This window comes from Pectobacterium artocarpous (assembly GCF_046159765.1).
GTDB lineage: Bacteria > Pseudomonadota > Gammaproteobacteria > Enterobacterales > Enterobacteriaceae > Pectobacterium.
Genome location: NZ_JBJXVK010000004.1, coordinates 95143 through 108795, shown reverse-complemented (window position 1 = coordinate 108795; position 13653 = coordinate 95143). Strand labels below are relative to the sequence as shown.

13 protein-coding genes are annotated in these 13653 nt (G+C 52.8%); 7 read left to right on the top strand and 6 right to left on the bottom strand.

Annotated features, from left to right (window positions below; genetic code table 11):
* Position 1: 1 nt before the first annotated feature.
* From ACKQAD_RS03665 to ACKQAD_RS03650, 4 genes are all read right to left on the bottom strand, one after another.
* Entirely contained in the window at positions 2–2386 is a 2385-nt protein-coding gene (locus tag ACKQAD_RS03665; protein ID WP_409158990.1) for a fimbria/pilus outer membrane usher protein, read from the bottom strand.
* Between the two features lie 44 nt (positions 2387–2430).
* Positions 2431–3204 (bottom strand): fimbrial biogenesis chaperone, encoded by a 774-nt coding sequence (locus ACKQAD_RS03660; RefSeq protein WP_409158893.1) that lies wholly within the window; start codon positions 3202–3204, stop codon positions 2431–2433.
* A gap of 35 nt (positions 3205–3239) precedes the next feature.
* Complete coding sequence (locus ACKQAD_RS03655; protein WP_409158989.1) at positions 3240–3776, bottom strand: Csu type fimbrial protein; 537 nt, start codon at positions 3774–3776, stop codon at positions 3240–3242.
* A gap of 183 nt (positions 3777–3959) precedes the next feature.
* Positions 3960–4508, bottom strand: a complete 549-nt coding sequence (locus ACKQAD_RS03650) for a Csu type fimbrial protein (RefSeq protein ID WP_409158892.1) — start codon at positions 4506–4508, stop codon at positions 3960–3962.
* Positions 4509–5599: 1091 nt separating this feature from the next.
* Between ACKQAD_RS03650 and sixA the strand changes: the two genes are divergently transcribed.
* On the top strand, positions 5600–6082 hold the full coding sequence (gene sixA, locus ACKQAD_RS03645) for a phosphohistidine phosphatase SixA (RefSeq protein WP_409158891.1): 483 nt from the start codon (positions 5600–5602) through the stop codon (positions 6080–6082).
* 64 nt (positions 6083–6146) lie between these two features.
* On the opposite strand, the gene smrB is transcribed toward sixA, so the two are convergent.
* Positions 6147–6689 (bottom strand): endonuclease SmrB, encoded by a 543-nt coding sequence (gene smrB / locus ACKQAD_RS03640; protein WP_409158890.1) that lies wholly within the window; start codon positions 6687–6689, stop codon positions 6147–6149.
* A 171-nt stretch (positions 6690–6860) separates the two neighbouring features.
* Here smrB and prmB point away from each other — a divergent pair, with 171 nt between their 5' ends.
* From prmB to ACKQAD_RS03610, 6 genes are all read left to right on the top strand, one after another.
* Entirely contained in the window at positions 6861–7793 is a 933-nt protein-coding gene (gene prmB, locus ACKQAD_RS03635) for a 50S ribosomal protein L3 N(5)-glutamine methyltransferase (protein ID WP_409158889.1), read from the top strand.
* A gap of 78 nt (positions 7794–7871) precedes the next feature.
* Complete coding sequence (gene aroC, locus ACKQAD_RS03630) at positions 7872–8957, top strand: chorismate synthase (protein WP_409158888.1); 1086 nt, start codon at positions 7872–7874, stop codon at positions 8955–8957.
* Positions 8958–8963: 6 nt separating this feature from the next.
* Entirely contained in the window at positions 8964–9809 is an 846-nt protein-coding gene (gene mepA, locus ACKQAD_RS03625) for a penicillin-insensitive murein endopeptidase (protein WP_409158887.1), read from the top strand.
* Between the two features lie 9 nt (positions 9810–9818).
* A complete protein-coding gene (locus ACKQAD_RS03620) occupies positions 9819–10619 on the top strand; it encodes a sulfite exporter TauE/SafE family protein (RefSeq protein WP_409158886.1) in 801 nt (266 codons plus the stop codon).
* Between the two features lie 28 nt (positions 10620–10647).
* Positions 10648–11193, top strand: a complete 546-nt coding sequence (locus ACKQAD_RS03615) for an elongation factor P hydroxylase (protein ID WP_409158988.1) — start codon at positions 10648–10650, stop codon at positions 11191–11193.
* A 33-nt stretch (positions 11194–11226) separates the two neighbouring features.
* The gene (locus ACKQAD_RS03610; protein WP_409158885.1) at positions 11227–11511 is read left to right on the top strand and encodes a YfcL family protein; all 285 of its coding nucleotides are present in this window, start codon (positions 11227–11229) and stop codon (positions 11509–11511) included.
* Positions 11512–11599: 88 nt separating this feature from the next.
* Here ACKQAD_RS03610 and mnmC read toward each other — a convergent pair whose 3' ends face one another.
* Entirely contained in the window at positions 11600–13627 is a 2028-nt protein-coding gene (gene mnmC / locus ACKQAD_RS03605) for a bifunctional tRNA (5-methylaminomethyl-2-thiouridine)(34)-methyltransferase MnmC2/FAD-dependent 5-carboxymethylaminomethyl-2-thiouridine(34) oxidoreductase MnmC1 (RefSeq protein ID WP_409158884.1), read from the bottom strand.
* Positions 13628–13653: the final 26 nt, after the last annotated feature.

Sequence of the window (13653 nt, the reverse complement as noted above, 5' to 3'; positions counted from 1 at the left end):
TTTATCCTTTTGGGTCAGTCGTCTGGCAGATGAGCGGGCCGATGGTTGCCATCATGGTCTGTGATTCCGGCAGTGAGAATTCCACTTGGCAAAGCTGTCCGTCTTCTTGTTTAAAACGTAAGCGATTAGCGGTTCCCAGATTGGCGAAGTAGGCCAGACCATCGTAGCCACTGATGGTGGTGTCGCCGCTGATTTCTTCGGTTATCCAGGTGCCGACGGTGAGCGGGTTGCCATCGGTATTGCGCAGCATGATATTGGCGGATCGTACGGCATGAACGGGGAACTTCACGATGGTACCGCTGCCTTCTTTTACCGACACGCGTGATTCCACCTGTGGGGTGGTGACGTTGGCTGGCAGTTGTAACGTGTCGATTTCCACTTTCGCGGGGTAGTTGGATACGGCCCATGGTACGAGTAAATGGCCGCGCTTGTTGGTTTTCCCGACCAGTTGGTTTTCATATTTTACCGGAACATCGGGGTATCCTTCGGTATCGACCACAATAAAGGCATCGTTGATGCGGTTACTGGGGAAAAGCCCGCCGTTCATGTAGATCAGTGAACCGCTCAGTTCCCCCCACTGCGTGGTATTTCCTTCATTGCCGTACGTACCGCCGGCTATCGTGGCGTAAGGGCCGCGCCAGTCCAGCGCCCCCTGGTGATAGGGGGTTCTTCCTGTGCCATATGCGGCGTTCCAGCCTAACCCGCCTTCTGTCGGCGCGGTGCGGTTCACCCCAACTCGCGGTGAATAATCGCCATTGCTGTCGCGCTGAACCCCGGCATTAATACTGCCGTTTCTACCAAAAGGCATCACGAACTGGAGCTGGGCACTGTAGCCGTTTTCTCCTAGCGACTTGTTAAAGGCGAGGTAAATGGAGCTGTCTTGCCAGACCTGGCGGCTGAAAGAGAGATTCAGCAGACGGGTACGGGTTGAATCGTATGCGCGGATATCGAAATAACCCACGCCGAATGATCCATTGCCTTCACCAAACAACTGACTGCTGATCGTTGCCTGATAGCTTTCCCGACTGAGGCGACCTTCCGTGAGCACGGCGGTTAAATCACGATACGCTTCGCTGCGTTTAGCGTGTTGAACACTCAGGCCAAATGCGGAACTGTAGTAAGAATAGCCCGTGGTGTATTGGTGACCCGTGGCTTCCTTTTCACTCTGGCTGTAGGAGGAACTCAGCGTGCCCCAGCGGCCGACGGTGAAATCCATCCCTGCGCCGAGCAGATACAGCTCCTGTACCGCTTCGCCGTGTGCCGACACTGTCAGTTTATTGGTCAACCCGTAGCGATAGATACCGCTGACGGCCGGATCGTCAGTGTAGGAATTATTCTGTATGCCATAGTCCTGACGCAGAACGCCAACGGACAGATCGAAATCACTCAACCCCGCTCTCAGCAAGGTGTTGGAGACGTAAAAGGGGATCGTGGTGGAAATCTGTCGCCCCTGAGCATCCGTGGTGATGACGGTCGCTTCCCCTGCGCCGTTGAGATAAGGCGTATTGGTGAGGGTGAACGGGCCTGCGTTCAGGTTGGTGCTGTTGGCTTTATAACCGTTAATAAACAGGTCGAGCGTGCTGGGTACAGCGGCGGTACCAGTGTATTGCAGCATCGGGTAGGTCACGATATCCGGGCGAAGGCCGAAGTTGCGGGCGACACGCAGGCCACCCATACGCACCGAGTTGCTCCACGTCAGGGAGTTGCTAATCAAGTCGCCAACCTGATAGGTGATCAGGCGTTCGTTATCGTTATAGCGCCAATAGGTATCAAAGCGCTGATAGCCATCTTGCTGCGAGGTATTGTTGCCCGATGTGAAATAGTAGATCCCCGTGTTGGATAAGATTCCGTAGGGGCTGAAAAGGCGCTGTTCCATCCAACTACTGAGCGAATCCGAATTGCTACGGGGTGATGTGTAATAAAGGTTATAGTTAAATAGCAGGCCGGGGCTACTGCGGGCGGGGAAACTTGCCATATCCAGCCCTCCGCCGTCAACAGATTGTTCGGGTAGCCAGTGCATGGGCACGGTGAGCTTTAGCTGTTGTATGGCCTGATCGTAATCGACGGTGACGTCTGACAGGGTACTGATATTGACCTGTCCCACGCTTTGCTCCGACAGGCGAACGTGATTCTGACGCAGCGTTGCCGCATCCACATAATAGCTCCCGTCACGATACGTGACAGGGATAACCGTGTTATTACTCTGTCCGTTAACGGAAAGCGTTAAATAATAAACGGATTCGCTGAGCGAGGGCATGGCGCTAGGGGGCGCAGGGAGATCGGTATACTCTTCTGCGAGAACCGCCGCAGAATAAAACAGCGCAAACGGGGTATATATGAGCAGGGGAAAGGCACCTGTCTTGCACTTTATGCCAGACTTCACCATTGCCTCGCGGCCTCTAGACTCGTCTTTGTCATCAACCGAGCCCATCATTCGCGTTTAATCAGTATGGGATCGGTGATATCGATCAGGTGGGTGAAGAGTTGCATCGCTGCGCTCGGTGTGGACACGCCCGCAGGCAACGGCCAGCGCATTTCTTGCCCCGGTAGCACATAACCTAAAAAGCCGTCGGTTACCTTCATCCGGCTTCCTTTTCCGCTTTGGTCGGCTGACCAATACACATTACTCAGGCGGGCGTGTACCACGCCACGGTTGCGGACATACAGATAGTTTTTTCCTCCAACCGCGCTGACTCGCCAACTGAGCACGGGCAGCGTCGGTTCGGCGTTAGCGCGCCTTTTATCCGGGCGACTATGGGTCCAGACCCCTTCACCATCAAGAAACAGAGGTAGCAGATAGCGCATCTGGAATTGTAGCCCCATCTGCGGTGCATCTTGTTGGTAGGGCGCGGAAATCTCATCAATGATGATCCGGTAAGCCTGTTCGGTATTAGCGGGGGGAGGGGTGACGCGAATCAGGCGTATCATATTGCGCTTACCCGGTTCCAGCGTCATGAACGGCGGTGTAGCAATCACGTTATTTTGTTCGGCATAACGATCCTGAAAGTCTATTTGCTTCCAGGACATAATGCGGATTTGCAAACCGACGGGGGCATTGCCTTTGTTTTCCAACCATAGCGCCGAGCTGTTTTCATCGGCTTCAATGACCTGATAAATCGGCCAGACGAGGATAGAACTGGCGGCAAAGCACGATGAGCCTAGGCCGCTTAATAAAAAGACTATTGCCCGAATAAAAAACGTCATTTTCCTCTTCATTCTGTGTTCACCCTGTTGTGTTTTTAATAAGTCAGGCTGACGGTCACGTTATCGGTATAAACCCCTGCGGGAGGAAGAGGTGTACCGCCAAAATAGCGGGCATAAACGGTATAGGTCTGGGTTGTGGCAGGAAAGGAGACAATACTGAGCGCCAGACTTCCCGTTCCCCACACCTGCGTGCGCGCTGCATCACGGTATAGCTGATAGGCCAATAGCCGCGTACCTGCCGTATTCTTCAGATAACGCTGTGCGCTGCTGCCGCCATTAGCGCCGTAGCCCAGCTCAATGATGGCACTCGTGCCAGGTGTACAGGTGGCAACAATCGAGCCGCCGCCGCTGGTGCTGGCGATATCCACGTTGGTTGCTGTAGCGCTGTGCGTTCCGAAGTCAAGCGTACCCATATTGGGCTGGCTATTTGCCATGCTGGTGCCAAAAACACAGCCTCTTTGTATCGTTGCAGTGACATCGAATGTGCTGCTCACGGTGAGCGCCATTACTACAGTGGGGCTGATGGCGCTGGACAGCAGAAGTGACAAAGCCCATGCCGATGGAAAGCGCATCACAATACCAACGCTTACCGGACCTGAATGGCGATGCGGGATACATCCGACGTCAGGGGGAACGGCAAAGTACAGGCAGTAAACGCGATATCGCATATAAGACGTGGTGACATAACCGCTCCTTTTCTTACGGATCAATGATCCTAAAAAGGCCGACATGTGAGCATGCCGGCCTGTAAAAGATTACCATTCAATAGTTGCAGTGACGGTGTCGGTATAAGACCCGGCGGTGGGCGCCAGAACCGTTTGGTCTGACGGCTGAATACGCGCATAAATCGGAACCATCTGTGGGTTGCCCGTTGCCACAATGGCAATACCGGTTGTGCTACTCAGCGGGATTTCAGTGGTGCGGGTTGAATCACTGTATAAACGGTAGGGGACGTTATAGGTTCCCGTGCCCGGAGCCAGTCTACGTAGCGAGGCGCTGGCGTTTGCACCTGCCCCTATCGTTAATGATGCGGGGGTGCCAACAGAGCAACTAACCGTAATTCCACTGCCCCCGGTGCTGGTTACCTGACTATCAATCGCGGTTGTCAGATCGGAGTGGGAGCCGAAGTCTATTGTTCCCCATGTGGTTCCTGCCCCTCCACCGTTGTTGACCGTGCAGGCGGCGGTAATGGTGAGTGATACGGGAATCTGACCATTAATCGTCACGCTGCTGGCGGTGGGAGCGAGGCCGAATGTGGTAAATAGTGTAGCCAGAATAGGTAATGTTATACGTTTAGAATTCATAACGATTTCTTTATATGCCTCTCACTTATTTTCATCGAAAGTGTCTTCACAAAAACACAGTGGTTTCCGTGAAAACTGCTTGTCATGAGTGACTATTACGAAAAAAATCATAACGAGTCGTTTAAATCAGTGCGGGTATTTATATGGCATGGTTTCGGTATATTCGGGAAAATGCAAAGGAGGCATTCTCTTTCCTAATTCCCTAAACTACAGACACAAAATGTTGCACTGCTGAAATACATATTGCTACTATTTTCAGTGCTTTCCGTATGGTGAAGATAAATATATAAAGAAACGTATTACTATTTTTCTCTTCCATGGTACGAATAATGGCGGGCATATAAAATAACAGAGAAGTTCTTCGGGATTTATCCTGAATTGCACATTCGTCCATAAATAGAAGAGCAATCTATTTTTATCATATGGCGTTATATTCTGTGTCATTACCTTATTTATATAAACGAATACTAAAGAACGCTATTTAAGATAAAGATAGAAGTAGAGTGGTTATTTAACAATATCGTAAAATTGATATGCGTTAAAAAAGTGCAAATAGTCTATTTTTTTTATTTTATCAGTTTTTTATGCTGATTTTTTATTCGCAATTGAATTATAAATCCTATTTTTTGATTTTATTGTAATTGGTTATAACAACCACTCAAAATACGTGGTTATCTGTTATTGATATGATCGGTTTTGCCAAGTGCCCTTAAACATTCTATTTATCATGGGACTACTTCGGTTAAGCCAGCGTGATATGCACCTTCCAGCATTGCCGATTCATGACAATGTTTGACTCTTTGGTGATGGATCGGCTAAAAACGCATCATTGAGCGTGATTGATTTTACAACCGCATTCGGTCGCCTTTTCGACTGACTCTGGTCGGTTGCCTGTAGGTGGGAAGCGGGGAGGATGAATTTTTCTCCAAAACCTGATCTCAGGCGAGTTTACATAGCAAGAAACTCAGGTAACCTACAGCAAACCTTATATGGCTTATGTTGCAGGCATGCCAGAATTGCCGAAAAGCCAATCTCCGTAGCGTCTGGATTATGGAGATATGTCATATATTTCATTTACATAGCGGTGTAATATGCAAGTGTTGATAATGCGTCATGGTGATGCGGTACTTGATGCAGCGAGTGATGCCGTTCGGCCCTTGAGCGACGGTGGTTGTGATGAATCTCGTCAGATGGCGTGTTGGCTGAACGAGCAAAATATCGATATTGAGCGCGTTTTGGTGAGCCCTTATTTACGTGCCCAGCAAACGCTCGACGTGGTGAAGAAAGTGCTGCCGCTGCCGGAAGAAGCGGATTGCTTGAATGAACTGGCACCCGGCGGTGATGCCCAGCTTGTCGGTTATTATCTGCAAACGCTGGCGCGAGAAGGCGTAGGGGCGGTTCTGGTTGTTTCGCATCTGCCGCTGGTGGGCTATCTGGTCGCCGAATTATGCCGGAATGAAACGGCACCGATGTTTGCTACGTCTGCGATTGCCTGCGTGGCGGTGGAGGCGGAATTCGGCAATGGCGTCCTACATTGGCAAGTCAGCCCTGCACAGTTGAACGCGAAACCCTGAAATCATTGCAGTATCAGGCGTGTAATCGGCTTACACGCCTTTTAGCCTTTCCGTATAACGTCATTTACTCAAGCGAAGGCGCCTCCAGCGCCATCAATACCAGCAGCGCGGCATTCCCGCCAAATTCTTTCGGTGCCTGATGAAAAGCCAGCACATCAGGGTGCTGCGCCAGCCAGAGCGGCGTTTGTTGCTTCAGTATATGTTTGCCGTGCCCGTGCATCACGCAGGCGCAGTAAACATGCTCCCGACGGCAGGCCGCCAGCAGTGCACCTAACTCTTGTTTCGCCTGAAGCTGCGTCAGACCGTGCAGATCCAGAAACAGCTCCGGTGAATAGTCTCCCCGGCGGAGTTTCTTCAATTCATAGTGGCTGGCACCGGGGCGGACATAGCGCGTCGGGCCTTCTGCATCCAGTTGGGGCTGAAATTCATCCGAAAAATAGAAACTGGCATCAACTTGTTCCTGCAATACCCGTTTGGCAGGCAGTTCGCCTGATTTTCTGCGCAGCGGTTTGTGGGTATAGGTATCCTGACGCAATTTTTTTGTGCCAGTGATTGACGTACGAAAAAGCTGCAATTCGTCGTCATTCAGGGAATATTTATTACTCATATTTTATTCATCTTGCGTCAACATTCGATCAGTTTACCTCGTCTCTCTGCTGTCGCTAAATAAAAGTCTGTATCGGGGCGCGCTCAGTCGGTTATATCTGCTGATTTGTCGCGGGCTTCATGGCAAACTAAGCGCCAATTTCCTATTCAGAACTGTCTGCGGAGGACTCCCTTGGACAAAATTTTCGTCGATGAGGCCGTCAGTGAACTTCATACCATTCAGGATATGTTGCGCTGGGCTGTCAGCCGGTTTAACGCAGCCAACGTCTATTACGGTCATGGGACGGATAATCCCTGGGATGAAGCCATACAACTGGTATTACCTAGCCTGTATCTACCGCTCGATATTCCTGAAGATATGTATACCTCTCGTTTGATCACCAGCGAGCGGCAGCGCATAGTTGAACGCGTGATCCGTCGCGTTAATGAGCGCATCCCTGTCGCTTATCTGACCAACAAGGCTTGGTTCTGCGGCCTGGAATTCTACGTTGATGAACGTGTGCTGGTACCGCGTTCTCCCATTGGTGAACTGATCAATAACTATTTTGATGAGCAGTTGCCGGCAGCGCCACATCATATTCTTGATCTGTGCACGGGCAGCGGCTGTATTGCTATTGCCTGCGCACAGGCATTCCCTGAAGCGGAAGTTGACGCGGTGGATATCTCCAACGATGCATTGGCGGTAACTGAGCAGAATATTCAGCAGCATGGTCTGGAATACCGTGTGACGCCAATCCGGTCTGACCTGTTCCGCGATTTACCGGCGATTCGCTATGATTTGATCGTGACTAATCCACCGTATGTGGATGAAGAAGATATGTCCGATCTGCCGCAGGAATTCCGTTTCGAGCCTGAACTGGGGCTGGCTGCGGGCAACGACGGTCTGGATCTGGTGCGGCGTATTCTGGCCTGTGCGCCAGACTATCTTAGCGACAACGGCGTGCTGATTTGTGAAGTGGGCAACAGTATGGTGCACCTGATCGATCAATACCCGGAAATCCCGTTCACCTGGCTGGAGTTTGATAACGGCGGTGACGGCGTGTTTATGCTAACGCGAACACAGCTGGTTGATTGCAAAGATCATTTTAGCGCTTACCGTGATTAACAGGCATAACGACATTCATTACCCTTACCGCTTTATCAGGCGCTAAGACAGTAACAGAACACATGCGAAGGAGTTGTGATGGCAGGCAACAGTATTGGGCAATTTTTCCGCGTCACTACATTTGGTGAATCCCACGGTATTGCGCTGGGGTGTATTGTTGATGGGGTACCGCCGGGGATCCCGCTGACTGAGGCGGATCTGCAACACGATCTGGATCGCCGCCGTCCGGGGACATCCCGCTATACGACGCAGCGCCGCGAGCCCGATCAGGTCAAGATCCTGTCCGGCGTTTTTGACGGTGTGACAACAGGGACCAGCATTGGTCTGCTGATTGAAAACACCGATCAGCGTTCTCAGGACTACAGCGCGATTAAAGATGTTTTTCGCCCCGGTCACGCCGACTACACCTATGAGCAAAAATATGGCCTCCGCGACTACCGTGGCGGCGGTCGTTCTTCCGCGCGCGAAACCGCGATGCGCGTTGCCGCAGGGGCGATTGCGAAGAAATACCTGCAACAGAAACATGGTGTGAAAGTTCGTGGCTATCTGTCGCAGATTGGCGATGTCACCTGCGAGCTGAAAGACTGGGAACAGGTTGAGCAAAACCCGTTCTTTTGCCCAGATATCGACAAGCTGGACGCCCTGGATGAACTGATGCGTGCGCTGAAAAAAGAGGGCGATTCCATTGGCGCGAAGGTGAGTGTCGTGGCGGAATCTGTACCTGCCGGATTAGGTGAGCCGGTCTTTGATCGTCTTGATGCCGATCTGGCTCATGCGTTGATGAGCATCAATGCGGTGAAAGGCGTCGAAATCGGCGATGGCTTTGCGGTTGTCACCAAACGCGGCAGCGAAAACCGTGATGAAATCACGCCAGACGGTTTCCAAAGCAACCACGCTGGCGGTATTTTGGGCGGGATCAGCAGCGGTCAACATATCGTTGCACATCTGGCGTTGAAGCCGACTTCCAGCATTATGGTACCAGGGAAAACGATCAATCGTCAGGGCGAAGCGACGGAGATGGTCACGCGCGGCCGTCACGATCCCTGTGTTGGTATTCGAGCGGTGCCGATTGCCGAAGCCATGATGGCGATTGTGTTAATGGATCACCTGCTGCGCCTACGCGCACAGTGTGGGGATGTGAACAGTCAGGTTCCTTGCTGGTAAAACATAATGAAACAAGGGTTAATTGGGGTTCTCGCGCTGGCGCTGAGTGCGTCGCTGTGGTCGAACGCTGCGTGGGCGAAAACGCCCTGGCAGGAGATAACGCATCCGGTTGCGGGCACGCCGCAGTCAATTGGGAGCTTTTCCAATGGCTGTATCATTGGTGCCCAGCCGCTGCCGTTGCAATCGTTGGATTATCAGGTGATGCGTGTCGATCAGCGCCGCTATTTCGGGCACCCCGAACTGCTCGCCTTTATTCAACGCCTGAGTAACGAAGTGAAGCGTACGACCTCTGGTCATGTGTTGGTGGGGGATATGGGCATGCCTGTCGGTGGACGTTTCAGTAGCGGTCACGCCAGTCACCAGTCCGGGCTGGATGTGGACATCTGGCTGCAATTGCCCAGACAGCGCTGGAGCGAGCAGCAACTGTTGAAGCCGCAGCCTATCGATTTGGTTAACGCCAGCGGGCTTAATGTTAATCCGCGCGTCTGGCGACCAGAAATCACTACCTTGATCAAAACCGCCGCGCTGGATAGCGATGTGACGCGCATCTTCGTCAATCCGGCGATTAAAAAACAGCTGTGTGCTGAAGCGGGCCACGATCGTGACTGGTTGCGTAAAGTTCGCCCTTGGTTTGCACACCGTGCGCATATGCACGTGCGTTTACGCTGCCCGGCAGACAGTCTGGAGTGTCAGGATCAGAGCGATCCGCCACTGGGTGACGGATGCGGTGCCGAATTAACCAGCTGGTTCCAACCGAAAAAACCGAGTAGCGAAGCGCCAGAGAAGACTACACCGCCGCCTTTGCCTCCTTCTTGTCAGGCATTGCTCGACAGACATTTTGCCGCGAGATAACAAATAACGATGGATTGGTTAGTGCTTGGGCCAGAAACGCTGGCCGTGCTGTTTTTTGTCGGAGCGTTGGCAGGGTTTATTGATTCGATTGCCGGCGGGGGCGGTTTATTGACGATTCCGGCTCTGTTGGCGGCGGGGTTATCCCCGGCGCAGGCGCTGGCAACGAATAAACTTCAGGCCGTCGGCGGATCCTTTTCCGCCAGCCTGTATTTCATTCGTCGTCGTGCGGTGAATCTGGGCGAGCAGAAACTGGCGATTGCGCTGACGTTTGCGGGGTCGACCTTTGGGGCCTGGCTGATCCAGCAAATCCACGCCGATTTTCTGCGTCAACTTCTGCCGGTGCTGATCATTGGCATCGGCCTCTACTTTTTATTAACGCCAAAAATCGGTGATGAAGATCGGCAGCGTCGTCTGTCGTCACTTCCGTTTGCGATTCTGGCAGGCGGCTGCGTCGGCTTTTATGACGGTTTCTTTGGCCCCGGCGCGGGGTCATTTTACGCGCTGGCGTTTGTCACCTTGTATGGCTTCAATCTGGCTAAAGCGACAGCGAATGCCAAGATCCTGAACTTTACCTCTAATTTTGGCGGGCTACTGTTTTTCATGCTGGGCGGTCAGGTTGTCTGGGTTGTCGGCGGTGTGATGCTGGCAGGACAGATTATTGGGGCGCGACTCGGTGCCAGAATGGTGATGACGAAAGGGCAAAAGCTGATTCGTCCTATGCTGGTGCTGGTTTCCGCCACCATGAGCGGTAAGCTGATTTATGACAGCCATGGTCACGCGATTGCTGTCTGGCTGGGACAGTTTTTATGATGACAGGTTTATGATAGCAACAGATAACATGACAACGACGCACCATTATCAACAACTGATTGATATATTTAATAATTGCTTTGGAGATGAATACAATACTCGTCTGGTAAAAGGCGACGATGAGCCGATTTATCTGCCCGCAGATGATGAGATTCCGTATCACCGGATTGTCTTTGCGCATGGTTTTTATGCCAGTGCGCTGCACGAGATTTCTCATTGGTGCATTGCCGGTGCCCAGCGTCGCTTACAGGTGGATTTCGGCTATTGGTATTGCCCTGATGGCCGCGATGTGGCGACGCAAAGCCAGTTTGAGGGGGTTGAAATCAAACCTCAGGCCTTTGATTGGCTGTTCTGCGTAGCCGCAGGCTTTCCGTTTAACGTCAGCTGCGACAATCTGAACGGCGACTGCGAGCCGGACCGCATTGATTTTCAGCGACGTGTACATGCGCAGGTGATGCAGTATCTGGAAGAAGGCATCCCCGCTCGTCCGGCACGCTTTATTCACGCGCTACAATCGTTTTACAATACGCCCCCGCTGACGGCGGAGAGCTTCCCGTATCCAGCCGATCTGTGATGCGCGGGAAACGCAAAAACTTGAGGATAAGACATGATCGCAGAATTTGAAACGCGCATTCTGGCGCTGATTGATGACATGGTAGAGCATGCCAGCGACGACGAACTGTTTGCCGGCGGCTATCTGCGTGGTCATCTGACGGTGTCGGTGGCAGAGGCGGAAGAGCGCGGGGAACAGACGCTGGAAGCCCTGCACGCGCGCGTGAGCGACAGCATTAAGAACGCCATTAAAAACGGTGAACTGTCACCGCCGGATCAGGTACTGGTTAACGGAATGTGGGAACGCTTGTTCCAGCAGGCGCAAACTAGCACGCACTGATTTTCATGTGGGCTAATCGTTAATCTGTTAATCTGTCAGTGCTGGCGTTACGTGCTCATGTAGTCGAGCCAGCACATTTTCTTCCCCGTTAATCCTGATTTACGGGTTTACCTTTCAGCAGTTTTCTTATCCAGAAACGATTCGGGTTTAGCGAAGCGAGCGTATCACGATCCAGCGGCTGAGGTTCGCCATAGATCTGCGAAGCCAAAATTTCTGCGGCGAGTGGGGCGGAGCAGAGCCCGCGTGAACCTAACGCGCCGATAATAAACAGATCCTGCCAGCAAGGGGCGTTTGGTACTACATCGGCACGATGCTGGGGATGCAGTCGATCTCCATATTCTGTCAGCGTTTGTTCGTAGTCTGGCACGGCCCCTAAGAGCGGTAGATGGTCGCGCAGCGCGCAGCGAACGCCTTGACGTGCCTGCGCATCGCTGACGTCGATCGTCTTGACCCACTCTGCGTTGGGCAAGCAATTCAGCAGCCGTTGGCGGTTCTCTTGCTGCTCGGCTTCCCGATAATCACAGCACGTTTCTCCCCGCACATAGCTTGCTCCGATGCAGTGCGTCTGATGACGTGGGCTGACTGGCGTCAGGTAGCCGTCGTAGCACAGCACCTGTTTTAACTGCCCTAACACAGGATTGGTGGGAATATGGCTGACCTGCCCGCGCACGGCGTAGGCAGGCAAGCGGTGGGTTTGCGACCAGTCGGTAATGCGATAACCGTTCGCCAGCACCACGACCACATGATGTACCCGCTGGCCGCTGCTCAGGGTAAGCGCCCAGCCGTTATCGGTTTTCTCCAGTGCAGAAACGGCGGAGTTCATGTGTATCAATAGGCCGTTTTGCTCTGCCAGCTTTAGTGCTGATGCTGTCAGCTCCGCCGGGCACAGCCAGCCGCCGTCGGGATAGGTGATGCCGTCTATGCCGGGATTCAGGCCGCTCTGTTTTTCCAGTTGCTGCGCATCTACGCTCACGACCAACTCTTCCGGCCATTCTCCTTGCAGAATTTGCTCGATCTTACGTGCACTTTTTTCATCCCAGGCAAGCTGGGTGACGCCACACCACTGGTGCCCAAATGTCAGCCCTTGTTGCGCCAGCGACGTGTAGTGGCGGCGGGCAAAATCAAACGCGAGGGAGAAAAAGCGGGATACCGCATCGTGTCGGTTATTCAACAGCGGATACAGTGCGCCCTGACGATTGCCGGATGCGCCAGTGGCAGGCTGCGCTTCCTCGCAGTAGAGCGTGACGTTCGCGCCGCGACGTTGCAAAGCCAGTGCGGTGAGTACGCTGGCAATACCGCCTCCGATAATCGCAATATCGTCAGTCGCACTGGCAGCAGGGCGCGCAAACCACGGCGTTGATGAGGACGTGGGAAGGGCGTCGGGTAAAATGCCGCTCAGCATTTCCCGCTTCTGCCCGAATCCTTTGATTTTGCTGACCTGAAACCCGGCCTGTTGCAGACCGCGGCGCACAAAGCCCGCGGCGGTAAAGGTGGAAAACGTGCCTTCTTTACGGCACAGACGTGCCATTGCCTGAAACAGATGCTCTGTCCACATATCCGGGTTCTTGGACGGCGCGAAGCCGTCCAAGAACCAGGCATCGACTTGATGATTCTGGGTGTCATCCAGCTCAGGAAGTAAAGCGTTGACGTCACCGAACCACAAATCGAGCGTGATACTGCCCTGCGCCAGAATCAGGCGATGGCACCCCGGCAGCGGTAGAGGCCATTGCTCTCGCAGTTCATCTGCGAATGCGGCTAACTCCGGCCACTGCGCGTGTGCGGCAGCCAAATCATGCCGACGCAAGGGGAATTTCTCGAAGCTAATGAAATGCAGGTGACGTAATGTCGCTTGTGGCTGCTGTTGGCGAAACGCGGCAAAGGCTTGCCACAGCGTGAGAAAATTCAGGCCAGTGCCAAAGCCGGTTTCTGCTACTACGCAGGCAGTACGCGGATGTGTGACAAAACGCTCGGGAAACTGATTGCCCTTTAAAAATACATAACGGGTCTCAGCCAACCCATCCTGATTCGAAAAATAGACGTCATCAAACTGTTGCGATACAGGTGTACCCTGAGCGTTCCAACTTAACGACGCGTGCTGGATGGGAAGGTTCGTCACGGCAAAAGCTCATTATTCAAGTGATA